Source organism: Streptomyces cavernicola (assembly GCF_029968035.1).
GTDB classification, from domain to species: Bacteria; Actinomycetota; Actinomycetes; order Streptomycetales; family Streptomycetaceae; genus Streptomyces; species Streptomyces cavernicola.
The window spans coordinates 187,100-210,715 of sequence record NZ_JASCIQ010000003.1; the positions used below are offsets into that span (position 1 = coordinate 187,100).

Annotated in this window: 21 protein-coding genes and 1 riboswitch; of the genes, 9 read left to right on the forward strand and 12 right to left on the reverse strand. The window is 71.9% G+C overall.

Features of this window, described 5'->3' with window-relative positions; genetic code table 11:
• Nucleotides 1–239: 239 nt before the first annotated feature.
• Nucleotides 240–1,382 (reverse strand): glycosyltransferase family 4 protein, encoded by a 1,143-nt coding sequence (locus QIS96_RS04405; RefSeq protein ID WP_282541009.1) that lies wholly within the window; start codon nt 1,380–1,382, stop codon nt 240–242.
• Nucleotides 1,383–1,451: 69 nt separating this feature from the next.
• On the opposite strand from QIS96_RS04405, the gene QIS96_RS04410 reads away from it, so the two are divergent.
• Entirely contained in the window at nt 1,452–2,711 is a 1,260-nt protein-coding gene (locus QIS96_RS04410; RefSeq protein WP_282541010.1) for a glycosyltransferase family 87 protein, read from the forward strand.
• A 3-nt stretch (nt 2,712–2,714) separates the two neighbouring features.
• Here the strand turns inward: QIS96_RS04410 and QIS96_RS04415 are convergent, their stop codons facing one another.
• The 5 genes from QIS96_RS04415 to QIS96_RS04435 form a co-directional block, all read right to left on the reverse strand.
• A complete protein-coding gene (locus QIS96_RS04415) occupies nt 2,715–3,902 on the reverse strand; it encodes a hypothetical protein (protein ID WP_282541011.1) in 1,188 nt (395 codons plus the stop codon).
• A gap of 57 nt (nt 3,903–3,959) precedes the next feature.
• On the reverse strand, nt 3,960–5,015 hold the full coding sequence (locus QIS96_RS04420; protein WP_408907119.1) for a C40 family peptidase: 1,056 nt from the start codon (nt 5,013–5,015) through the stop codon (nt 3,960–3,962).
• Between the two features lie 451 nt (nt 5,016–5,466).
• Entirely contained in the window at nt 5,467–6,492 is a 1,026-nt protein-coding gene (locus tag QIS96_RS04425; protein WP_282541012.1) for a C40 family peptidase, read from the reverse strand.
• Between the two features lie 856 nt (nt 6,493–7,348).
• Complete coding sequence (locus QIS96_RS04430) at nt 7,349–8,917, reverse strand: NYN domain-containing protein (protein WP_282541013.1); 1,569 nt, start codon at nt 8,915–8,917, stop codon at nt 7,349–7,351.
• Between the two features lie 31 nt (nt 8,918–8,948).
• Nucleotides 8,949–9,188: a hypothetical protein gene (locus tag QIS96_RS04435; protein WP_161699610.1), complete on the reverse strand. Its 240-nt coding sequence runs from the start codon at nt 9,186–9,188 to the stop codon at nt 8,949–8,951.
• A gap of 181 nt (nt 9,189–9,369) precedes the next feature.
• Here QIS96_RS04435 and QIS96_RS04440 point away from each other — a divergent pair, with 181 nt between their 5' ends.
• The 7 genes from QIS96_RS04440 to QIS96_RS04470 all read left to right on the forward strand — a co-directional run bounded on the left by QIS96_RS04440 (nt 9,370) and on the right by QIS96_RS04470 (nt 15,680).
• On the forward strand, nt 9,370–10,188 hold the full coding sequence (locus QIS96_RS04440; protein WP_282541014.1) for a rhomboid family intramembrane serine protease: 819 nt from the start codon (nt 9,370–9,372) through the stop codon (nt 10,186–10,188).
• Complete coding sequence (locus QIS96_RS04445; protein ID WP_282541015.1) at nt 10,185–10,466, forward strand: Lrp/AsnC family transcriptional regulator; 282 nt, start codon at nt 10,185–10,187, stop codon at nt 10,464–10,466. The genes QIS96_RS04440 and QIS96_RS04445 overlap by 4 nt, the downstream gene beginning before the upstream one ends.
• Before the next feature lie 94 nt (nt 10,467–10,560).
• Nucleotides 10,561–10,875 carry a small secreted hydrophilic protein gene (locus QIS96_RS04450; RefSeq protein WP_282541016.1) on the forward strand — a complete coding sequence of 105 codons (315 nt, stop codon included), beginning with the start codon at nt 10,561–10,563 and terminating at the stop codon, nt 10,873–10,875.
• On the forward strand, nt 10,862–12,301 hold the full coding sequence (locus QIS96_RS04455; protein WP_282541017.1) for a sensor histidine kinase: 1,440 nt from the start codon (nt 10,862–10,864) through the stop codon (nt 12,299–12,301). The genes QIS96_RS04450 and QIS96_RS04455 overlap by 14 nt, the downstream gene beginning before the upstream one ends.
• On the forward strand, nt 12,298–12,963 hold the full coding sequence (locus QIS96_RS04460; protein WP_282541018.1) for a response regulator transcription factor: 666 nt from the start codon (nt 12,298–12,300) through the stop codon (nt 12,961–12,963). Before QIS96_RS04455 ends, QIS96_RS04460 begins: the two co-directional genes overlap by 4 nt.
• A gap of 82 nt (nt 12,964–13,045) precedes the next feature.
• Entirely contained in the window at nt 13,046–14,503 is a 1,458-nt protein-coding gene (locus QIS96_RS04465) for an SLC13 family permease (protein WP_282541019.1), read from the forward strand.
• Nucleotides 14,504–14,531: 28 nt separating this feature from the next.
• Nucleotides 14,532–15,680, forward strand: a complete 1,149-nt coding sequence (locus QIS96_RS04470) for a glycerate kinase family protein (RefSeq protein ID WP_282541020.1) — start codon at nt 14,532–14,534, stop codon at nt 15,678–15,680.
• 157 nt (nt 15,681–15,837) lie between these two features.
• On the opposite strand, the gene QIS96_RS04475 is transcribed toward QIS96_RS04470, so the two are convergent.
• The 6 genes from QIS96_RS04475 to ctaE all read right to left on the reverse strand — a co-directional run bounded on the left by QIS96_RS04475 (nt 15,838) and on the right by ctaE (nt 22,982).
• Nucleotides 15,838–17,214: an aminotransferase class V-fold PLP-dependent enzyme gene (locus QIS96_RS04475; RefSeq protein WP_282541021.1), complete on the reverse strand. Its 1,377-nt coding sequence runs from the start codon at nt 17,212–17,214 to the stop codon at nt 15,838–15,840.
• Between the two features lie 200 nt (nt 17,215–17,414).
• Nucleotides 17,415–17,532: riboswitch (SAM riboswitch) on the reverse strand.
• An 85-nt stretch (nt 17,533–17,617) separates the two neighbouring features.
• Complete coding sequence (gene trpD / locus QIS96_RS04480) at nt 17,618–18,685, reverse strand: anthranilate phosphoribosyltransferase (protein ID WP_282541022.1); 1,068 nt, start codon at nt 18,683–18,685, stop codon at nt 17,618–17,620.
• Nucleotides 18,686–18,814: 129 nt separating this feature from the next.
• Nucleotides 18,815–20,440 (reverse strand): cytochrome bc1 complex cytochrome b subunit, encoded by a 1,626-nt coding sequence (gene qcrB / locus QIS96_RS04485; RefSeq protein ID WP_282541023.1) that lies wholly within the window; start codon nt 20,438–20,440, stop codon nt 18,815–18,817.
• Complete coding sequence (gene qcrA / locus QIS96_RS04490) at nt 20,437–21,492, reverse strand: cytochrome bc1 complex Rieske iron-sulfur subunit (RefSeq protein WP_282541024.1); 1,056 nt, start codon at nt 21,490–21,492, stop codon at nt 20,437–20,439. The genes qcrB and qcrA overlap by 4 nt, the downstream gene beginning before the upstream one ends.
• A complete protein-coding gene (gene qcrC / locus QIS96_RS04495; protein WP_282541025.1) occupies nt 21,489–22,298 on the reverse strand; it encodes a cytochrome bc1 complex diheme cytochrome c subunit in 810 nt (269 codons plus the stop codon). The genes qcrA and qcrC overlap by 4 nt, the downstream gene beginning before the upstream one ends.
• 84 nt (nt 22,299–22,382) lie before the next feature.
• A complete protein-coding gene (gene ctaE / locus QIS96_RS04500; protein ID WP_282541026.1) occupies nt 22,383–22,982 on the reverse strand; it encodes an aa3-type cytochrome oxidase subunit III in 600 nt (199 codons plus the stop codon).
• A gap of 210 nt (nt 22,983–23,192) precedes the next feature.
• Here ctaE and QIS96_RS04505 point away from each other — a divergent pair, with 210 nt between their 5' ends.
• On the forward strand, nt 23,193–23,594 hold the full coding sequence (locus tag QIS96_RS04505; protein WP_282541027.1) for a DNA-binding transcriptional response regulator: 402 nt from the start codon (nt 23,193–23,195) through the stop codon (nt 23,592–23,594).
• The last annotated feature ends 22 nt before the right edge of the window (nt 23,595–23,616 follow it).

Genomic DNA, 23,616 nt, shown 5'->3' on the forward strand with positions numbered 1-23,616 from the left:
GCCCCGGCCCCCTCCTGCACGCCCACTCGCCGTGGGCCCTGCGGCTGTCTCGCGGCTTACAGCGCCGCTGTGCCTGGTCGCGCAGTTCCCCGCGCCCCTGAAGGCATGCGGCTTCGCCGCTGCCTTCCCCGATGAGATGCCGCACGCAGTGCGCATCTCAAGGGGCGCGGGGAACTGCGCGACCAGCCCCCACCGGCCCGCAGCCGCGCTACAGACGCCCGGGGGCACCCCAATAGGCGCTACAACAGCTCCCGCAACCGCTCCGCGAGGAGATCCCAGCGCCACCTCTCCTCGACCCACGCCCGCCCCCGCTTCCCCATCCGCTCCCGCAACTCCGGGTCCAGGAGGAGCGTGACGATGCGGTCGGCGGCCTCCGAGGGGGCGCCCCCTCGTACGACCCACCCCGTCTCCCCGTCGAGCACCGCGTCCGGCGCGCCGCCCGAGTCGCCCGAGACGACCGGCAGGCCCGTCGCCGAGGCCTCCAGGTAGACGATGCCGAGGCCCTCCACGTCGAGGCCGCCGCGGCGCGTACGGCAGGGCATGGCGAAGACGTCGCCGGCGCCGTAGTGCGCGGGCAGTTCCTCCCAGGGCACGGCCCCCGTGAAGCGCACGGAATCGGCCACCCCGGTCTCCGCGGCGAGCTTCCGCAGCTCGGACTCGCACGGGCCTCCGCCGACGATGAGGAGCACCGCGTCCGGCACCTTCGCGAGGATCGCGGGCATGGCCTGGATCAGCGTGTCCTGGCCCTTGCGCGGCACGAGCCGCGAGACGCACACCACGACCGGCCGGTCGCTGAGGCCGAGCCGCGCCCGGATCTCGTCGCCGCCCGAGCCGGGGTGGAAGGTCTTCTCGTCGACGCCCGGCGGGAGTTGCACCATGCGGGCCGCGGCGGCCGGGCTCAGGGCGCGCGAGATCCGCGAGCGGGTGTACTCGCCGAGGTACGTGATCGTGTCGGTGGACTCCCCGATCCGCCCCAACAGGCCGCGCGCCACCGGGAGTTGTGCCCAGCCCGCCTCGTGCCCGTGCGTCGTGGCGACCAGGCGCTCCGCCCCGGCCCTGCGCAGCGCGGGCGCCATCAGGCCGAGCGGCGCGGCCGCCCCGAACCACACCGACGTACAGCCGTGCTCCTTGAGCAGACCGGCCGCGCGGCGGGTGACGCGCGGGGTCGGAAGCAGCATCGTCGTGCGGTCCCGTACGACGGTGAAGGGCTGCTCGGCGTCGAAGGCGGCGGTGGCCTCGACGCCCTCGCGGCCGCGCTTCCAGGTGGAGGCGTAGACGACGAGCCGGTCCGGGTCCAGGCGCAGCGCCATGTTGTGCAGGAAGGCCTGGATGCCGCCGGGGCGCGGCGGGAAGTCGTTGGTGACGATGAGGGTCTTGTGCATCGCCGCCGACAGTACCGAACGGCCGCGCCTCACGCCCCGGCCGATCCCCTCCCGGCATCATGACTCCCCGTGCACCTCCGGCCCCCAGGTCGTCTCCTGGCCCTCTGGCTCACCAGCCGGACGCTGCTTCTGCTCTGCGTCCTGAAGGTGCTCACCGTGCCGGGGCCGGACGTCACCAGCGACGTGGAGGTCATCTACCAGAGCTGGTACGAGATCCTCCGCGCCGGCACCTTCCCGCTCGACGACGTCACCTGGCAGTACCCGCCCGCCGCCGCGCTCGCCGTGCTCTCCCCCGGCCTGCTGCCGTTCCTGGACTACCCGACCGCGTTCTTCACGCTGTGCTGCCTCTGCGACGCGGCGGTCCTCGCCCTGCTCCGGTACGCGGGCACGCGCCCCGGCCGCCGTACGACGGGGGCGTGGGCCTGGACGGTGGGCGTGCCGCTGCTCGGGCCGACGGCGTACGCGCGCTACGACCTGATGGTCACGGCCGTCGCCGTCCTCGCGCTGCTCGCGGGCGTACGGCACGCGCGCGTGCTCGGCGCTCTCGTCGCCCTCGGTGCCCTGCTCAAGGTCTGGCCCGCGCTGCTGCTCCTCGGAACGCCGCGCGGCCCGGTCACGCGCCGCGCGTGGCCGGCCGCCGCGGTGACGGCCTGCGTGCTGCTGCTCGCGTTCACCGCGACGATGCCCGGCGCGCTCGCCTTCCTGGACTTCCAGCGCGACCGGGGCACCGAGGTGGAGTCGCTCGGCGCCCTCGTCCTGCAGGTCGCGCGCGCCTTCGGCTGGCCGGGCCGGCCGCAGCTCAACTACGGCTCGGTGGAGTTCCTCGGCCCGTACGTCCCGCTGGTGAGCGCCGCCGCGCAGGCGCTGACCGCCCTTGCCCTCGGCTGGCTGCTGCTCTGGCGGCTGCGGGCGCGCACCTGGTCGCCGAGCACGCCCTGCGACGCGGCGTTCGCGGCGGTGCTGCTGTTCACGACGACGAGCCGGGTGATCAGCCCGCAGTACCTGCTGTGGCTGGTGGGGCTCGCGGCCGTCTGCCTCTCGTACGGCGCGGGCCGGATGCGGCGGCCCGCGCTGCTGACCCTGGCCGCGACGGGCGTCACGTTCCTGGAGTTCCCGGTCTGGTTCTCGCACGTGGTGGAGGGCGACGCGCTCGGCGTCTCGCTGCTCCTGGTCCGCAACGGCCTCCTGGTCGCCGCGACCGTGACCGCGTGCCTCGCCCTGTGGCGCCGGACGGTGACCGAGGTGCCGCCCGCCGGACCTCACCGGGTGCCCGAACAGCCCGTACGGGACGGGCAGTTGGTCGAGTCACGAGGCGGGGCCGCGCGGTGAGGGTCAGCCGAGCGCGCGGCGCACGTAGTCCCGCCACTCCCGCGTGAACGCCTCGGGGGTCAGGCCGAACACGTCCTGCAGCGCGCCCGCCACCGCGCCCGCGCGCCGCGGGTGGGCGCCGACCTTCCGGTAGAAGTCGACGAGCGCCGCCTCGCCGTGCCGCTCGGCGATCATCCGGCAGGCCAGCCAGCCGCTCTCGTACGCCCGCGCGAGGCGGCCCGCGTCGCCCGCGAAGCCGAACGCCTCGTCGTCCGGCAGCCGCTCCGGGGCCCGGCCGGCCCGCACCGCGCGGTGCAGTTCGGGCGCCGCCTGCTCGGGCGTGCGGCCCGTGCCGCGGTACCCGACCCAGTCCGCGAAGCCCTCCGAGAGCCACAGCGGGGTGGCGTCCGAGGTGTGCGCGCGGGTCGCCACATGGGTCGTCTCGTGGGTCAGGACGACCTGCTTGCCCAGGTCGCCGAGCAGGTCGTACGACTCGGGGTTGACGATCACCCGGTCCGCGGGCGCCTGCCCGTCGCCGCCCGCCTCGCCCGTGGTGACCGCCGCTATCCCCTGGTACGCGGAGGCGGCGGCGCCGAGCAGTCCGGCCATGTCCTGCGTCGAGTCCGGTACGAGGACCACGACGCGCCCCGGCCAGCCCCTCCCCCACGCGCTCTGCACGGCGGGCACGGCACGGTCGGCGAGGGCCGCGTACCGGCGCAGCCGCCGCTCGCCCTGGCCCACGCCGAGGACCAGGCTGCGCTCGCCGCGCACCGCCGTGACCGCGCCCTGTTCCCACAGCTGCTCGCCGGCGTCGGGGGCGGGCCGTTCGGCGGCGACCTGCCAGCGGCCGTCGCGGTGCGTCAGGTCGAGGGTGCGCCGGACGGTGACCGGGGCCCGGTCGTGGCCCTCGATGCGGTAGGCGAGCGCTGCCGTGGCGGTGGCGCCGGCGCGGGTGCGGTCGAGCCGGGTCAGCCGGTACTCCCAGGAGCCGAGCGGGACCTGCGCGAGGTGGTCGAACTCGTCGTCCGGCCGGCCGGTCGCCGCGTACGCCGCCTCGTCCCGGTCGAGGACGGCCGCCGCGCGCCGCTCCAGCAGATCCTCGACGGCGGCGGTGGCGGAGTCCTGCGGGGCCGGGGCCGAGCAGGACGTGCCGACGAGGAGCGCGGCGCACAGCGCCCCCGCCGCCCGCACCCACCGCGCCCGACCTGACATCCTTCCGATGTTACGAGGTCGGGGCCCGTACGGATCCAGGGTTGTCGGGGGCGGGGCTCAGACCCGGGTGATCCCGGAGATCGGCATCATCCCGACCGGGTCGTAGCGCACCGAGGCCCCCGGGTAGGGGGCGTGCACGACCTGCCCGCCGCCCATGTACATCCCGATGTGGCTGGCGTCGTCGCGGTACGTCACGAGGTCGCCGGGCCGGGCCTCGGCGAGGGTGACCTGGCGGCCCGCGCCCCGCTGGGCCTGCGAGGTGCGCGGCAGTCCGACGCCCGCCTGCCCGTACGCCCACTGGGTCAGGCCTGAACAGTCGAAGCTGCCGGGCCCGTTGGCGCCCCACACGTACGGGCGTCCGACGGCCTGCTTGACCGCGGCGACGGCGGCGGCCGCCCGGCCCGATGCCGCGGTCCCGGTGAGCTCGGGGACGGTGCCGGAGCCCTCCGCGTAGGCCAGACGGTCCTGCGGCGAAAGGGAGTTGAGCAGCCGCCGGGCCTCGGCGAGCTTGGCCTCGACCTTACGCTTGTGCCGGGCAACGGTCTTCCTGGACGCCTCCAGGTCGGCCAGCTTGCGCGTCGTCTCGTCGCGTTCCTGGGCGAGTTCGCGCTGGGCGGTGCGCAGCTTGTCGAGCCGGCGGGCCTGGTGGGCGTTGAGCCGGTCCAGGGCGGAGGACTTGGCGAGGTAGCCGTCGGGGTCCTCGGACAGCATCAGGGCGAGCGTCGGGTCGAGGCCGGCCGAGCGGTACTGCGCCCCGGCCAGCGAACCGAGCGCGCCCCGCATGGTGTTGATGCGCTCCTGCCCGCGGGCGACGCCGTCCTTGGCGTGCGCGATCTCGCGGCGCAGCCGGTCGGCCCGCTCGTCCGCCTTGTCGTACGCCTGCGTCGCCCGCTCGGCCTCCTCGAAGAGGCGGTCGACCTGGGCCTTGGTCCCGGCCGGGGTCGCCCGTGGGTCGGCGGTGGCGGTCGGTGCGGTGAGGGCGGCGGCCGCGGTGGCCGCGGTGGCCGCTGCCGCGGTCAGCACGGTGGTGGTGCGGGCGCTGCGGTCGCGGCCGAGCCCTGGCCCGAGTCCGAGTCCGAGTCCGAGCTGCGAAGGACGGCGATGGGACGCCACGGGGTACGTCGCTCCTTCCCGCGCCGCTGCGTCCACCGCCCTCGCGGGCGGCGGATCTGCCGGAGAACAGCGGCGGTCCGGACGTCCGCCGCGGCCCTCGGGCCACGGCTCCGGTCTGCTGTTCCGCGGCGCGGAGCGGCTCCCGGCGGGTTCCTGCTTCGCGGGCCGGGCCCGGGACTTCGTCCCGGCCGAAGAGGCCTCCACAGGCGTCACTTCCCGCCCGTCCGGCGGTAGGTCCGCGGCGCTCGCCGACGAACAGCGGGGAAGCTACCAGCAGCCGGGGCGCGCGAGCGGCGCACCACACTCCCGCCCGAACGCCGAAGCCCCGCCGTCCACGCAGGTGGACGGCGGGGCGCCGGGTCGGCACAAGATCGGTGAATTCGCCCGTTCGGAGGGCATGTTGGGGCCTGCCGAAGCCCCGGTGATCCGTTTCCGGACGCGTCAGAACGCGTCAGATACGTACGCCGAACATGAACGGCATGTTGTCGATCGACTCGTAGCGCACGGCGGCACCCGGCTTCGGGGCGTGCAGTATCTGGCCGTTGCCCGCGTAGAAGCCGACGTGGTGCAGGTCGTCGTAGAAGATCACCAGGTCGCCGGGCTTGAGCTCGCCGCGGCCGAGCCGGGTGCCGGCGTTGGCCTGGTCCTGCGAGATGCGCGGGATGGAGACGCCGGCCTGCGAGAACGACCACTGGGTCAGGCCCGAGCAGTCGAAGGAGCTGGGTCCGGTGGCGCCGTAGACGTACGGCGAACCGATCCTGGTCTTCGCGGCGTTGAGGGCGGCGGCGCCACGGCCCGAGACGGGCGCTTCGTCCCCGAGGTCGGCGCGGTCACCGGCGTCGCGGCTCGCGCGCTCCTCCTCGGCGGCGAGCGCGGCGCGCTCCTTCGCGGTGAGGGTGTTGAGAAGCTTCTGGGCCTTGCCGAGCTTGGCCTGGACTTCCTTCTTCTTCTCTCCCAGTTCCTTACGGGTGTCCTCCAGGTCCTTGAGCTTGCCGGAGGCCTCGGCGCGCTGCTGCGCGAGGGTCCGCTGCTTCGCCTGGATCTTCTGGAGGGCGTCGGCCTGCTTGCTCGTCAACTGGTCGAGCGAGGAGGCCTTGTCGAGATAGGAGTCCGGGTCGGACGAGAGGAAGAGCTGCACGGAGGGGTCGATGCCACCGGAGCGGTACTGCGCGCTGGCCAGCGAACCCACGCCGGAGCGCAGTTCGTTGAGCTCGTCCTGGCCGCGGGCCACCTTGTCCTGCAGGTCGTCGATCTGCTCTTCGAGCTTGTCCTGCTGCTCACGGGCGCCGTTGTACTTCTCGGTCGCCTGCTCGGCCTCTTCGTAGAGCTTGTCGACCTCTGCCTTGACTTCCTTCTTGCTCGGCTTCGGGTCGGCCTGAGCGGCCTGCGAGGTGAGAGCGACGGCGGCTGCGGCGGTCGCGGTGAGCACGGTCACGCGCGCGCGGCTCGGCTGCTTGGGTCGACGGTGGGACGCCACGGGGGCGGCTCCTTCTTCCTCCAGCCGCCTACCGATCGCGGTGGGCGGGACCCCCACCGCCACTCCTGATGAGTGATCAACCGAGCGGAGGTTCGAAGCCAGACACTAAGTGACCTCATCGTGATCGTTCAAATCCTGCCGAGGAAAATCTCGGCCGAGGGCGGGATTCTTTACTCTCAACGCACATGCGGTGATGGGTATTTGACGCGGTGTAGCGCCAAGGTCACGTCAAATCGGGCATTCGGCGCAGGAGTTGCCTTGTTCCTCGAATGCCGCGAGCGGGTACGTACAGAAGGTGAACGCCACATGCACCGCGGGCGCTTTGTCCCCTCCCCGCCCCTTCCCGAATCCGGGGCTTTGCCCCGGACCCCGGCTGTTGGTCGGCTTTCCCTCCGCCGTGGCTGATCGCGCAGTTGCCCGCGCCCCTGAACAACCAGCCCCTCCGAGAGCAGACCCCCACCAGGGGCGCGGGGCAGTGACAAAGGTGGCTGCACCGCGTGCGCGCACCCAGGGCCACAACGGGGCGGGGCGAAGCCCCGGACAGGGGCGCGGGGCTGTGACATTTGCGGCTCCGCCGCGTGGGCGCGACCGGCCACGACGGCGCGGCAGCCGAAAAGCAACCGGGGCGGGGGGGCGAAGCCCCGGACAGGGGCGCGGGGAACTGCGCGACCGGCCACCACGGCGCGGGCAGCCGAAAAGCAACCGGGGCGGGGGGCGAAGCCCCGTCAGGGGCGCGGGGAACTGCGCGACCGGCCACCACGGCGCGGGCAGCCGAAGAACAACCGGGATCCGGGGCGAAGCCCCGGACGGGGCCCGGGGGCGCAACCCCGGCGCCGCCCGCTGAGGTCGACGGAACCTACCCCCGCGACAACCTCTTCAGCAGCACCGCGGACGCCACCGGCCGAGCCCCCGCCCTCGCGATGCCGTCCGCCACCTCACGGTCCGTGGACACGACCGTCACCGGCCGTCCGGGCGGCTCCGCGCGGACGAGTTGACGGATCAGCTCGTCCGCGGTGACGCCCGGCTTCGAGAACAGCACCCGCACCCCGCGCGGCGGCGCGAGCAGCACCGGCGCGGCCAGCTCCGCACCGTCGAAGACGCACGTGACCTCCGCCCCGGTCTGCGCGGCCAGGGCGGAGAGCGAACCGAGCAGCCGCAGCCGCTGCTTCTCCAACGGCATCGTGGGATAGCCGGTCTTGGTGACGTTGTACCCGTCCACGACCAGGTGCGCCTGGGGCAGCGCGAGCAGCTGGTCGAGGATGGCCGGGTCGTTCTCGGACAGCGCCCGCGCGGCGATGTCCTTGGGCGTCATCCGTCCGGGCTCGACCGCGTCGACCGTCTCGGCGGGTCGTACGGACACGGGCGGCAGGGCGAGTTCCCGGCGCAGGCCCTGCGTGGACTCCAGGAGGGTGTCGAGCAGCAGCCGCACCCGCATGTCCTCCACGGACCGCCCCTCGCGGCTCGCCTTCCGGCTCGCTTCGAGCGCGGACTCGGCCTCGCCGAGGCGAGCCTTGAGGCGGCGGGCCTCGCTGTCGGCGGCGGAGAGCTGGGTGTGCGTCTCGGCGCGCACCGCCTCGGTCTCGGCGGCGGCCTTGCGCAGGGCCGCCTCGCCGCGCTTGACGTCACTGAGTGCCGCGCGCAGCTTGCGGTGCAGCGACTCGGCCTCGCGCTTGGCGGTGTCGAGCTCGGCGCGCAGCCGCTCCGTCTCGGACTTGGACTTGTCGCGCGCCTCGGCCAGTTCGCGGCGCAGCCGCTCCAGCTCCGAGCGGGTCTCCTCGCCGACGCGCTCGGCGTCGGCGCGCTGCGCCTCCTCGCCCGCGGCGGTGACGAGCTTGACCCAGCCGGCGGGCCGCAGGACGTACGCGGCGGCCGCGACGTCCAGCGGATCGGCGGCCGGGGGCGGGGTGCCGGAGTCAAGGGCGCCGGCGAGTTCGGGCTGTGCCTCACGGAGGCGCTCCCCGATCCGCTGCCGGAAGAGGGTGTCGCTCTCCAGGGCCGCGGCCATCGCGTTGCCCGCGAACTTCAGGCGCCGGGTGGGGGTGAAGCGCGCGTACTGCCGTAGCTGGGTGGGGAGTTCGCCGACGGTCAGGCCGCCGAAGCCCTCGGCGGCGATGGCCACGACGCGGCGGCGCACGCCCTCGGGCAGCGGGCGGTCGAGCGTCTCGGCGGAACCGTCGGCCGCACCGGCGTCGACCGCACCGGCGGACCCAGCACCGGCGGCCTCGGAGGACCCGGCGGACCCGGCGGACCCGGCATCAGCCCCGCCCACAGGCTCGGACCCGGCGGACCCGGCGGCGACCCCGCCCACGGGCTCGGACCCGGCGGACCCGGCGTCGGCCCCGCCTACAGGCTCGGTCCCGGCGGACGCAGCGTCGGCCGCCTCGGCAGGCTCGGCACCGGAGCCACGCTCACCTGCCTCCACCATCCGTCACCCCACTTGCTGTGGGCGGGACCCCTCAGGATTCCGCGCCCGGCCTGTCCACCAGTTCGATCTGGTCCACCGCGTTGCACCAGCGGCAGCGCACGGACTCGATGGTCTCACTGACCACCTCGCGTTCCTCCACCTTGGGCTCACCGGCCAGGTCGAGGTGGACGTACTCCACCACCTTCGACGAACGCGTGACGTCGAAACGCGTGAGGTTGCCGCACAGCGTGCAGCGCCAGCGGGTGGTGTCGGTCGGCAGGGGAACCGTCATCGCGCTCGTGCGCCTTTCCTCGGGGTGTGCTCGGTGGGAAACACTCCGTTTCAACCCTACGGCCTGCCGGTGGGCCTGGGTACGCCGCGTCCACGGGCCGGTACGGCGAGGCGGTCCGTCCCGTCAAGCCCCGTTAAGTCAGGATCTGTCACATGATCGCGGAACGGGGAACGGCAGCCTCATGAACCAGCACAAGGACCGGAACAAGGACCGGAACAAGGACCGGAGCAAGGATCAGCACAAGAACCGGCACAGGAACAGAAGCGATCCCAGCCCCGCCGCCAAAGCCCTCAAGGAGCTGCTGCTCGGCCACGGCCCCGTCGTCACGTACGCGCTGGTCGCGCTCTGCTGCGCGGTGTTCGTGCTCTCCCCGGCCTCCGGCCTGAACCCCGTGTACGGCACCGGAAGCGACGAGCTGCTCGCCGCTCAGCGCGGCTACTTCCAGCGCTGGGGGGTGATCCCGGCCGAGCTGTTGACCGGTGACCCGCGGGCCGCCCTGACGCCGCTCACCGCGCTGTTCGTGCACGGCAGCTGGCTGCATCTCCTCGGCAATGTGCTGTTCCTGTGCGTCTTCGGCGTGATGGTCGAGGAGCGGATGGGCCATCTCCAGTTCGCGCTGTTCTACCTGGGCTGCGGGGCTCTCGCCCTCTGTGCGTACGCGATGGCCAACCCGGACTCGCAGCAGACCCTCGTCGGGGCCTCCGGGGCGATCTCCGCGGTGCTCGGGGCGTTTCTGCGACTGTTCCCGAAGGCCCGGGTTACCAGCCTCTTCCCGTTCCTGTTCTTCGTGCCGCTGCGCTTTCCCGCGTGGATCGTGCTGCCGTTCTGGGTGGCCCTGCAGTGGCTGGCCGCGCAGCGCGACTCGGGCGGGCCGGGCGTCGCCTATCTGGCGCACCTGGTGGGGTTCTCGCTCGGCTTCGTCTACGCGTGGGTGCGTTATCCCCGTACGGCTAGGCTGGGGGGCACTGCGACGGCCACCGAGGGAGACAGTCAGCCGTGATCACCGCGATCGTGCTCATCAAGACCAGCGTGGACCGGATTCCGGAGATCGCCGAGTCGATCGCCGCGCTGGAAAGCGTCAGCGAGGTCTTCTCCGTCACCGGCACGTACGACCTGATCGCCATGGTGCGGGTCGCGCGCCACGACGACCTGGCGGACGTGATCCCCGGCCGGATCAGCAAGATCCCCGGCGTGGAGGGCACGGACACGCATGTCGCGTTCCGCACGTACTCCCAGCACGACCTCGAGGCGGCCTTCGCCATCGGGCTCGACTCCTGACGTTCGCACGACGTACGTGGTGAGCGGCGCCGGATGAAGGTTCCTTCATCTGCGGCTCATGCTGGCGCCGCCCTGCGTACCGCACGCTCGATGCATGGCTTTCTCCCATCGCATGGCGGCCCTCGCCGCCGTCGTCGCTATACCGCTCGGGATCGCGGCGACCAGCTACGCCCTCACCGACAGCCCCGAGCCGCCCAAGTCGCCGCCGAAGCTGGAGCTGGACAGCGGTTCGCCGAGCCCGTCCGGCTCGGGCTCCGGTACGTCGAAGCCGAAGCCGACGCCCAGCGACGAGGTCGTGTCCCGGCCGCCGGTGAGCGACGGCCCGTCGGGCGACGACGATGACGGCGGCGGCGCGGACGACGCCGACGACGACAGGAGCGAGCGCGGCGGAGACGGTGACGACGGCTGAACCCCTGCCCGCGCGGTGGATATCCGCGCGGGTCAGGATCCTGCTCTGGCTGCTCGTCGTGATGGCCGTGGCGCTCGCCGCGGTCGCGATGACGACCCGTTCCGTCCTGGTGCGCGACGTCGACCATCGGATAGCGCGGCTGCTCGCCCAGGAGACCAGCGAGTTCACCAACTTCGAGGCGCAGGGCGTCGATCCGGAGACCGGCCGCCCGTTCACCGACCCAGACCGGCTGATCCACGTCTTCCTGGAGCGGCAGTACGCCGACACCGACGAGGAGCTGCTCGGCCTGGTCGCCCGCGAGGGCCTCTCCCCCGCACAGCGCGTACAGCAGCGCGAGATCGCCGTGCAGCGGCCGCTGCACGAGGACGCGGCCGCCCGCCGTGCGATCTTCGCTGCCGACGAGGCCACCGGCGCCCTGGACCGCCCCGAGGGCGAGATCCGCTGGGCCAAGGTGAGCGTCGCCCGGCACGGCGGCGAACCCGAGGCGGCGTTCGTCGTCGCCTTCCACCCGGAGCGCGAACTGGCGCGCGTGGACGAGGTGTTCCGCCTGATGCTGGCGATCTCCGGGGTCGCGCTCCTGATGACGACGGGCATCGGCTGGGCGGTCGCGGGCCGCATCCTCAAGCCGGTACGCACGGTCCGCACCGCCGCCGCCCAGCTCACCGAGCAGGACCTGACCCGGCGCATCCCGGTGCAGGGCCGCGACGACGTGGCGGCGCTCGCCGAGACGTTCAACGCGATGCTGGACCGCCTGGAGCGGGCGTTCGCCGCGCAGCGCGAGTTCGTCGACGACGCCGGGCACGAGCTGCGCACCCCCATCACCATCGTCCGCGGCCACCTGGAGCTGATGGGCGACGATCCGGCGGAGCGCGAGGAGACCGTCCGCCTGGTCACCGACGAGCTGGACCGGATGAGCCGGATCGTCGAGGACCTGCTGCTGCTCGCCAAGGCCGAGCGGCCCGACTTCGTGACCCCGGCGCCGGTGCAGCTCGCGGAGCTCACCGCCGATGTCTTCGTGAAGGCCCGCACGCTCGGCGAGCGCGACTGGCAGCTGCCCGAAGTGGCCGACGGCGAGGCCGAGTTGGACGCCCAGCGGATCACGCAGGCGATGGTCCAGCTGGCCCAGAACGCGGTCCAGCACACCACCGCGGGCCAGACCGTCCGGATCGGCTCGCGCATCACCGGGGACCGGGTCGAGCTGTACGTCGCCGACTCGGGCCCCGGCGTGCAGCCGCAGGACGCCGAGGTGATCTTCGAGCGGTTCCGGCGAGGCACGGCCAGGCGCGGCGCCCGTACGTCCGGGGCCGGGCTCGGCCTGTCCATCGTGCGGGCCATCGCCGAGGGCCACCGGGGTGGGGTCCGGCTCGAACCGGCCGACGCCGGCGCCACTTTCGTACTCGATCTGCCGTTGGAGGAACCCCGGTGAACCGGATACTCATCGTCGAGGACGAGGAGCGCATCGCCTCCTTCGTCGAGAAGGGGCTGCGCGCCAACGGCTTCACCACCACCGTGGTCGGCGACGGCGACGCGGCCTACGACTACGCCCTGACCGGCGGCTTCGACCTGGTCGTCCTGGACATCGGCCTTCCGGGCCGGGACGGCTTCACGGTCCTTCGGCAGCTGCGCGAGGCCCGCGTCACGGTCCCGGTGATCGTGCTGACCGCCCGCGACTCCGTACGGGACACCGTGGCGGGCCTCGAAGGCGGGGCCGACGACTGGATGACGAAGCCCTTCCGCTTCGAGGAGCTGCTCGCCCGGGTACGGCTCCGGCTGCGCACCGCGGCCCGCGCGCCCGAGGTGACGGTGTTGCGCAGCGGCGAGCTGAGCCTCGATCTCCGTACCCGCAGGGCGCGTTCGGGCGAGCGGACGGTGGACCTGACGGCCCGCGAGTTCGTGCTGCTCGAACTGTTCCTGCGCCACCCCGGCCAGGTCCTGGCCCGCGAGCAGATCCTGTCCCACGTGTGGGGCTACGACTTCGACCCGGGCTCCAACATCGTCGACGTGTACGTACGGGCACTGCGCAAGAAGCTGGGCGCGGAGCGGGTGGAGACGGTGCGCGGGATGGGCTACCGGCTGCCGGGGGCGTGACGTAAAGGCAGGTCGCCGCGGGTGAAGTTCCTTTCATGTGCGGCTCATAGAGGACTCACGGCGGACCGCGAGGCTGCTGTGCGTGACCCTGAATCTCCGCCAGTCGGTGACCTTGTGCGTGGCGCTCTCGCTGTGCGCCCTGCTCGTCGTCCCCGGCAACTTCCCCGGCCTCGGCGGCGACGCCCGCCTCACCCTCGCCGTGTTCGCGCTCGCGACCTGCGCGTGGATCGGTACGCCGATCGACGACACGTACATCGCGCTGGGCGCCGGACTCGCGCTCACCGCGACGGGGGTGATCAGCAGCGACACCCTCTTCGGCACCCTCGGCGACGAGACGGTGTGGCTGCTGATCTGCGCGTTCGTGCTCGCCGCCGCCGTGGCGCGCACCGGGCTCGCGGGGCGCGCGGCGGTCTTCTTGCTTTGCGGGGCGCGATGGGGGTCCCCCCTGTCCGAGCGAAGCCGAGGACTTGGGGGAGTCCGGCAGTTGACGCACCTCACCACCGCCGCCCTGGTCGTGACGGCCTTCGCGGTGCCGGCCACCTCGGGGCGGGCGGCGCTCGCGCTGCCGGTGTTCCTGGCGCTCGCCAAGGTCCTCGCCGACCGTAAGCGCCTGGTGGTGATGCTGGCGCTGCTCTTCCCGACGGTGATCCTCCTTTCGGCGGTCGCGACGCTGATCGGCGCGGGCGCGCACCTGATCACGGTCTCGGTCCTGTGGGAGGCGACCGGCGACCGTATCGGCTTCACCCAGTGGCTGCTGCTCGGCCTTCCGCTCGCCGCCGCCTCCTCCCATCTGGCCGCGGAAATAGTCCTGTTGACGACGACCCGGCGGGCCGACCGGCGCGGCCCCGTCCGGATCACCGCCGACCAGATCCAGGAGCACAGCGAGCAGCCCGTCACCGGCCCGCTCTCCGCCGCCGAGGCGCGCTGCGCGCTCCTTCTCGCCACGGTGGTGGCGCTGTGGTGCAGCGAGCCGCTGCACCAAGTGCCGCCCGCCGTGGTCGCGTTGATCGGCGCGGTCGTCGCGTCATCGCCCGCGCTCGGCACCGTACGACTGAAGGACGCGCTGAAGACCGTGCCCTGGTCGCTGCTGCTCTTCATGGCCGCGACGATGGCGATGGGCGTGGCCCTCGCCGACTCGGGCGCGGCGAAGTGGCTGGTGTCGGGGCTGCCGGTGGCCGTGCCGCCGTGGCTCTTCCTCACCGTGGTCATCGCGCTCAGCACGGCCGCCCACCTGATCCTGCAGTCCCGCTCGGCCCGCTCGTCGGTCCTGGTCCCGCTGGTCGTGGCGGCGGCCGTGGGCGCGGGCGTCAACCCGGTGGCGGCCGCGCTCGCCTCCACGGCGGCCGCGGGCTTCTGCCACACCCTGCCCGCCTCGGCGAAACCCGTGACGCTCTTCTCCGACCTGCCGGGCACGCCCACGTACACCCCGCGCGACCTGCTGCGCCTGTCCGCCGTACTGGCCCCGGCGACGGCGGCCCTTGTCCTGCTCTTCGCGCTCACCGTCTGGCCGCTGCTCGGCGTGCCGGTCCTGAAGCCCTGAACCCGCCCTCTACTCAACGGAGTTGACCATGCTGACCCGTGTCGTCGTAGCCCCCAGCGGCTTCAAGGAGTCCCTGTCCGCCCAGGCCGCCGCCGAGGCCATCGCCGCAGGCGTACGCCGGGTGGTACCTGAAGCGGAGGTCGACCTGATCCCGCTGGTCGACGGCGGCGAGGGCACGGCTGCCGCGCTCGCCTCGGCCACCGGCGGCCGGCTCGTCGCCCTGCCCGCCACGGGCCCCGTCGGAGAGCGGATCGGCACCCACTTCGCGCTGCTCGACGGAGACACGGCGGTGGTCGAGATGGCCGCCGTCGCCGGCCTCTCCCTGGTCCCGCGCACCCTGCGCGACCCGGGCGCCACGACCACGTACGGCGTCGGCGAGCTGATCCGCGCCGCCCTGGACACGGGCGTACGCCGCATCCTCGTCGGCTGCGGCGACTCCGGCACCTCGGACGGCGGCGCGGGCGCCCTGCAGGCCCTCGGCGCCCGTCTCCTCACCGAGAGGGGCTACGAACTCCCGCGCGGCGGACGCGAGTTGAGCCGCCTTGACCGCATCGACCCGACCGGACTCGACCCGCGCCTGAAGGACGTCGAACTGCAGGTCGCCTGCAACCCGTTCAACGTGCTCTGCGGGGACCGCGGCGTGGCCCGCGTCTTCGGCCCGCAGAAGGGCGCGACCCCCGAGCAGGTCGAGGAGCTGTCGGCCGGCCTGGAGCGCTGGGCGTACGTACTGGAGCGCGACCTCGCCGCCACCGACCTGCGCGAGGGCCCCGGCACCGGCGCGTCCGGCGGCCTCGGCGCGGGCCTCGCCGCACTCGGCGCCCGCCTGCTCCCCCGCTTCGACGTCCTCCTCGACCACCTCGACCTGGACGCCCGCCTGGCCCGCGCCGACCTGGTCGTCACCGCCGAGGGCGCCCTCGACCACCAGACCCCGCGCGGCAAGGTCCCGGCCGAAGTGGCCCGCCGGGCCAAGCAGTTCGGCCGCCCGGTCCTCGCCCTCGCGGGCACGATCGGCGAGGGCGCCCATCAGGTCACGGCGGCGGGCGTGGACGCCTACAGCTCCATCCTCCCGGCCCCGGTGTCCCTGCCGGAGGCGTTGGGCAGGGGCGGAGAGTTCCTCACGGACGCCACGGAACGGGCCCTGCGCATGGTCCTGCTGGGGGCTCGGCTGGCGGCGTAGGCATTCGCCCTGCGGGGGGGGGCGCCCCGCTAGGGCGCGGGGAACTGCGCGCCCAGCCACGACGGCGGGAAAGCCGAACGAACACCCCGAATGCGGGGCCCTGGGGCGCAGCCCCGGAACAGCAACCAAGCCGACGGTACGGGTCGGACGACAGAACCTAGGCCGCAGCCGAAGTATCCGGTACGCACCGCCCACCCTCGGTCCGGTAGGACCACCGCGCCCCCTCCCGCACAAGCTCCCGCACAGCAGTGACGAACCGCTCCACATGCTCATCGGGCGTCCCCGCCCCGAAGCTGACGCGGATCGCGTTGAGGGACTTCTCCCCCGGCGCACCCTCCGGCGCCCCGCACTCGCCCTGCTCCTGCGGGTCGCTCCCCAGCAGGGTCCGCACCAGCGGGTGGGCGCAGAAGAGCCCGTCCCGTACGCCGATCCCGTACTCGGCGGACAGCGCGGCCGCGAAGTGCGAGCTGTTCCAGCCGTCCACCACGAACGAAAGGACGCCGACCCGCGGAGCGTCGTCGCCGAACAGCGAGAGCACCTTCACCTCTGGCACCTCGGCGAGCCCGCTCTGCACCCGGGAGATCAGCTCCTGCTCCCGCGCCACGAGCGAGTCGAACCCGGCCTCGGTGAGCGCCTTGCAGGCGGAGGCGATGGAGTACGCGCCGATCACGTTCGGCGAACCGGCCTCGTGCCGGGCGGCGGTGGTGTGCCACTCGACGTCCACACCGCCGTCGACCCGCCGCGCCACGGCCTTGGACGCCCCGCCGCCCGCGAGGTACGGCTCGGCCTCCTGCAGCCAGTCGGCCCGCCCGGCGAGCACGCCGGAGCCGAACGGCGCGTACAGCTTGTGCCCGGAGAACGCGACCCAGTCGACGTCCAACTCCCGTACGGACAGCGGGTGGTGGGGCGCGAGCTGGGCGGCGTCGAGGACGATCCGCGCGCCGTGCGCGTGCGCGGCGGCGGCCAGCTCCTGCACCGGCCACAGCTCACCGGTCACGTTGGACGCGCCGGTGACGCACACCAGGGCGGGGCCGTAGGGGTCGCGGTCGGCGAGCGCCCGCTCCAGGGTGGTGACGGCCTCGCCGGGCGTACGGGGCGCGTTGAGGTACGTGACCCGCGCATCGCGCCACGGAAGCAACGACGCGTGGTGCTCGGTCTCGAAGACGAACACCTGGCAGTCGGCGGGCAGCGCCGCGGCGAGCAGGTTCAGGGAGTCGGTGGTGGACCGGGTGAAGACCAGCTGGTCGCCCTCGCGGCAGTCGAGGAACTCCTCGACGGTGCGGCGCGCGTTCTCGAACAGGTCGGTGGAGAGCTGCGAGAGGTACCCGGCCCCGCGGTGCACGCTGCCGTAGTACGGGGCGTACGCCGCCACGTCGTCCCACACGCGCTGCAGCGCCGGCGCGCTGGCGGCGTAGTCGAGGGCCGCGTAGGTCACTTCGCCGCCGGTCACCAGCGGAACGGTGACGTCCCGGCCGAGGACGGGCAGCGGGGCACAGACGGACTGGTCGGCGGCGGCAGAGGTGGCGACAGACATGGCGAACTCCCGTAAGAGGCAGGCGAATTCACCGCGACCGGACGCAGGCCTCAAGGCACACACGGGTGTGCACGGAGACGCGTCGACGGCGCGGGAGAAGGAAAAGAAAAAATGGTGCGCGGAAAGGGGCTGTACGCCCTATCGCATTCGCTTGCTCACGAGACTGCTCCCTTGAGGACCAGGACCCCAGGGTGTGCAGGGGTCCGCGCTTGCCGCAGACCTCGCTGCCTGCGGCCTGGTCTTCACCCGGGGCACCCCGCCACGGACGGAGGGTTGCCGGACAGCGGGCCGGGGCCTAGATCGCTGTCACTCATGACCTGTTGAGCATCTTGCCAGAAGATCGGGTACGCGCAAGGCGCAGTCCAGATTCCGGACTGCGCCTCGCGTCACACTTCCTCGGGGTTCAGGAGTTGCTGGCCCTGACCCACCGTTCGAGCGCCTGCCGCGCGGCCCCGGAGTCGATCGACTCGGCCGCCTTCGCCATCCCGGCCCGGATCTGCTCGACGAGCGGCGCCTCGCTCGGCGCCAACGCCACCAGGGCCGCAGCCGAGTTCAGCAGCACGGCGTCCCGTACGGGCCCGGTCTCGCCGCTGAGCAGCCGCCGCGCCACATCGGCGTTGTACGACGCGTCCGCGCCGCGCAGCGCCTCCACGGGCACGAGCTCGATGCCGACGTCCCGGGGGTCGAAGGCCTCCTCGCGCACGCTGCCGTCCCGCACGATCCACACCCGCGAGGTGGCGGTGGTGGTCAGCTCGTCCAGGCCGTCGTCCCCGCGGAACACCAGGGCGCTGGAGCCGCGCTTGGCGAGCACTCCGGCGACGATGGGCGCCATCCGCGCGTCCGCGACGCCGGTGGCCTGGGCCTTGACGCCCGCCGGGTTGGTCAGCGGCCCGAGGAAGTTGAAGGTGGTCCGGATGCCCAACTCCTTGCGGGCGGCGGCCACATGGCGCAGCGCGGGGTGGAACTTCACGGCGAAGCAGAACGTGATGCCCGCCTCGTCGGCCACCTCGGCGACCCGCTTCGGCGTCAGCTCCAGGTTCACCCCGAGCTTCTCCAGGACGTCGGAGGCCCCGCTGGCGCTGGACGCGGCCCGGTTGCCGTGCTTGACGACCTTGGCCCCGGTGCCGGCCACCACGATCGCGGACATGGTCGAGATGTTGACGGTCTTGGCGCCGTCCCCGCCCGTGCCGACGATGTCGACGCTGGGACCGGGCACCTCGATGGTGTTGGCGTGCTCGTACATGGTCCGTACGAGACCGGAGATCTCCTCCACGGTCTCGCCCTTGGCCCGCAGCGCCACCGCGAACCCGGCGATCTGCGCGTCCGTCGCCTCGCCGCGCATGATGCGGTCCATCGCCCACGCGGTGTCGTCGGCGCTCTGGTCCCGCCCCTCGAGGAGTCCGTTCAGTACGTCGGGCCAGGTACGGCCCGCCGCGTGGTTGCCTCCAGCGGGGGTCGTAGCGCTGCTCATGGCTACTCCTGGTCTCGTACGTACGAAAAGGGTGTGGGGTCAGCCTAGCCAAGGCCGGGGACGGCAAAGAGCCCCGTCCGACGATTGGACGGGGCTCCTGCCGTGGCGTTCAGCTACAGCTGACGGGGATCAGTGGTGGCCGTGGCCGCTGGTGATCTCCTTGTACTCCTCCGCCGTGGGCTTGGGGATCTGGTTGTCCTCCCCGTAGTAGCCCTTCGACAGCTTGGCCCGCAGCTTCTCCGAGCGCGGCAGCTTGCGCGCCACACCGTTCTCGTCGACCTCCGGGCCGAGCTCGAGCGGCTTGTACTGCTCGTGAGCGGTGAGGGTGTGCAGCTGCTCCTGGTTGAGCGGCTCGTGCACCTCGATGAACTCGCCGTGCGGCAGGCGCTTGATGATGCCGGACTCGCGCCCGTGCAGCACCTTCTCCTTGTCACGCCGCTGCAGACCCAGGCAGATCCGCTTGGTGATGACGAACGCGAGGACCGGGGCCACGAAGAACGCGATCCGGACGAACCAGGTGATCGAGTTGATCGACAGGTGGAAGTGGGTCGCCCAGAGGTCGTTTCCACCGCCGACAAGGAGCACCGAGTACCAGGTCAGCCACGCGACACCGAAGGCCGTACGGGTCGGGGCGTTGCGCGGGCGGTCCAGGATGTGGTGCTCGCGCTTGTCGCCGGTGACCCAGGACTCGATGAACGGGTAGACCGCGATGGCCGCGAGGACCAGCGGGAAGATCACCAGCGGGATGAACACACCCAGGACGAGCGTGTGACCCCAGAGGTTGATCTCCCAGCCCGGCATCACACGGATGAGGCCCTCGGAGAAGCCCATGTACCAGTCGGGCTGGGCGCCCGTGGACACCTGGTCCGGTCGGTACGGGCCGATCGCCCAGATCGGGTTGATCGTGGCGATCGCCGCGACGACGGAGATGACGCCGAAGACGAGGAAGAAGAAGCCACCGGCCTTGGCCATGTAGACCGGGAGCAGCGGCATGCCGACCACGTTCTTGTTGGTCCGGCCGGGACCCGCGAACTGGGTGTGCTTGTGGTAGAAGACCAGGATCAGGTGGGCCACGAGCAGGCCCATCATGATGCCGGGCAGCAGCAGGATGTGCACCGAGTAGAACCGGGCCACGAAGTCGCCGCCGGGGAACTCACCGCCGAACAGGAACATCGACAGGTACGTGCCGACGATCGGCACGGACAGCACCGCGCCCTGCATGAAGCGGACACCCGTACCGGACAGCAGGTCGTCCGGGAGCGAGTAGCCGGTGAAGCCGGTGAACATGCCGAGCACGAGCAGCAGGAAGCCGAACAGCCAGTTGACCTCGCGCGGCTTGCGGAACGCGCCGGTGAAGAAGACGCGCATCATGTGCACGAGCATCGCCGCGACGAAGATCAGCGCGGCCCAGTGGTGGATCTGCCGGATGAGCAGACCGCCGCGGACCTCGAAGCTGATGTGCATCGTCGAGTTGAACGCCTCGGACATCAGCTGACCCTGCAGCGGGACGTAACTGCCCGCGTACTCCACCTCGTTCATCGACGGGTGGAAGAACAGCGTCAGGTACACACCCGTGAGGATGATGATGATGAAGCTGTAGAGGCAGATCTCGCCCAGCATGAAGGACCAGTGGTCCGGGAAGATCTTCCGCATGTTGGCCTTGGCCAGGGAGTAGATCCCGAGCCGGCCGTCGGCCCAGTCGGCTACGCGCTCGCCGGCCGGTGCCTTCCTCGTGTTGCTTGCGTTGTCGCTCATCCGCGCTCCCAGAAGGCAGGACCGACGGGCTCTTCGAAGTCGCCGAGCGCCTCGAGGTAGCCCTCCTCGTTCACACCGATGCGCAGCTGCGGCAGGGCGTGACCGGCCGGGCCGAAGATCACTCGGGCACCGTCGGAGAGGTCGAAGGTGGACTGGTGGCACGGGCACAGGGCGTGGTGCGTCTGCTGCTCGTACAGGGAGATCGGGCAGCCCACGTGGGTGCAGATCTTCGAGTAGGCCACGATGCCCTCGTGCGACCACTCGAGCTCGCGCTTGTCCTTGATGTCGTCCGGCTGGATGCGGACGATCATCAGGGCGGCCTTGGCGATCTCGGTCTGGAAGTCGTGGTCGTGCTCCGACATGCCCTCGGGCATGGCGAAGGTCAGCGAACCCACGGCGACGTCCGCCGGACGCAGCGGCTCGTGCGTGTTCATGTTCACGAGCATCTTGCCCTTGGCCCAGCGCGTGTGCCGCAGCTTGTCCTCGGGCAGCGGACCGAGGTCGCGCAGGAGGACGACGCCGGAGAGCGGCACGAGGGCCATGGCGCCGAACATCGTGTTGCGGATCAGCTTGCGCCGGCCGAAGCCGGACTCCTCGGCGCCGGCCGCGAAGTCGGCCATGACCTTGGCCTTGACCTCGGGCTCGGCCTCGATCGCGTGCCGCTCGTCGGCGATCTCCACGTCGGACATCAGGGTGCGGGCCCAGTGGACCGCGCCCGCGCCGATGCAGAAGAGCGCGATGCCGAGGGTGACGCCCAGGGCGAAGTTCAGCGCGCTGATGTGCCCGAGCGGCCAGATGTAGACGATCTTCTCGACCGGGAAGGCCACGTAAGAGGCGATGAAGCCGACGGTGGCGAGCATCGAGATGGTGAACAGCAGGGCGACCGTACGCTCGGAGCTCTTGGCGGCCCGCTCGTCGATGTCCTGCACCCGGTGCTCGTGCGGGGGCAGACCCGGGTCCGCGAACGGGTCGTCCGCGGTCTTCTGCAGGGTGTGCCCGGCAGCGTCCTGCTCGCTCGGCAGGTTCTCTTCTGGAATGTCTTGGCTACTCATGACTTCTTGGCCTTTGCGGTCCGAGCGGCTACCCAGACGGCGACGGCGATCAGCGCGCCGAGACCGAAGATCCAGGCGAACAGACCCTCGCTGACGGGGCCGAGGCCACCCAGCTTGAGTCCACCCGGGCTGGCGGTCTTGTCACCGTTGACCGCGTCGAGGTACGCGATGATGTCCTTCTTCTCCTTCTCCGGCATGGTGGTGTCGGGGAAGGACGGCATGTTCTGCGGGCCGGTCTGCATGGCCTCGTAGATGTGCTTCGGGTCGACGTCCTCGAGAGTCGGCGCGAACTTGCCGTGCGTCAGGGCGCCGCCCTCACCGGTGAAGTTGTGGCACTGCGCGCAGTTGCTGCGGAACAGTTCGCCACCCTTGCCGATGTCGGCGCCCTCAGGGTTGTACTGCTTGTCGTTCGGCACCGAGGGACCGGCGCCGAGCGAAGCGACGTACGCCGCGAGCTGGTCGATCTGGGCCTGGTTGTAGATGACCTTCTTGCGCGGCACCTGGGCGCCGGGCTGCTGGGCCGGCATACGGCCGGTGCCCACCTGGAAGTCCACCGCCGCGGCGCCGACGCCCACGAGGCTCGGGCCGTCGGAAGTGCCCTGACCACCGGTGCCGTGGCAGCTGGCGCAGCCGACGGCGTAGAGCTTCTTGCCCTCGTCGATGGCGAGGGACTGGGCGGTTTCATCGGCCTGCGCCTTGTCCGCGGGTGCGAACGCGGCGTACAGCCCCCCGGTGGCCGCCAGCGCGAGGAGTAGGACGACGACCGCCGCCAGCGGATGGCGTCGTCGTGCGGAGAGCTTTTTCACGGATTACCCCGGTGTCAGGATCTTCTGCGTCGATGCTTCTGGAATGTGATGAGCGGCGGGTCCGTCGTTCGGACCCGGGCCCGATTACTTGATCATGTAGATCGTGGCGAAGAGGCCGATCCAGACGACATCGACGAAGTGCCAGTAGTAGGACACGACGATGGCGGAGGTTGCCTGCTCGTGAGTGAACCTCTTGGCCGCGTACGTCCTGCCGAGAACCAGCAGGAAGGCGATCAGGCCACCGGTCACGTGCAGACCGTGGAAGCCGGTCGTGAGGTAGAACACCGAGCCGTACGGGTCGGACGAGAGCGAGAGGCCCTCGTGCTTGACCAGCTCGGTGTACTCGAAGACCTGACCGCCGATGAAGATCGCGCCCATGATGAAGGTCACGATGAACCAGGCCCGGAGCTTCTTCACGTCACCGCGCTCGGCGGCGAAGACGCCGAGCTGGCAGGTGAGCGAGGAGAGCACCAGGATCGTGGTGTTCGTCGCCGAGAAGGGGAAGTTCAGGGCCGAAGCCATTTCCTTCCAGTGTTCGGCACCCGTAACCGAACGGAGGGTGAAGTACATCGCGAAGAGGGCCGCGAAGAACATCAGCTCGGAACTCAGCCAGATGATGGTTCCGACGCTGGTGAGGTTCGGTCGATTGACCGACGGGTGCGCGTGCCCCTTGTCTACTGTCATTGCTGTCGCCACGCCGACATTATGTCGGTCGCTTATCCAGCCCTCACTCCGGGGGGTGCCGTTCGGAGTGTTCCCGGCCCATGTCCAGCCCGGATGGCCCATCAGCGGCCTGTCCGTACCGGTGTTGACAGGGCGTCGGGGGGAGTAGCATCCGCGCATCGGAACCGAGTTGATCGGCCGAGCCTTGCACCTCGACGAAGCGGAGCAATCATGCAGTCGACCGCCACGGTCCTGGTCTACAGCGACAACGCGAACACCCGCGAGCAAGTGCGGTTGGCGACGGGTCGCAGGCCGGCCGCGGACGTTCCCCGGGTCGAGTTCATCGAGTGCGCCACGCAGGCGGCGGTCCTCAAGGAGCTGGAGCGCGGCGGCGTGGACGTCTGCGTCCTGGACGGCGAGGCGGTGCCCGCGGGCGGCATGGGCGTGTGCCGGCAGATCAAGGACGAGGTCTTCCAGGCCCCGCCGGTGCTGCTCCTCATCGGCCGCCCGCAGGACGCCTGGCTGGCCACGTGGAGCCGTGCGGAGGCCGCCGTGACGCTGCCCGTGGACCCGGTCGAGTTCGCGGACTCGCTGGCCGCTCTGCTGCGCAGCCGGCTCGCCGCGACCGCCTGATCCCACTCCCCCGGTTCGACCG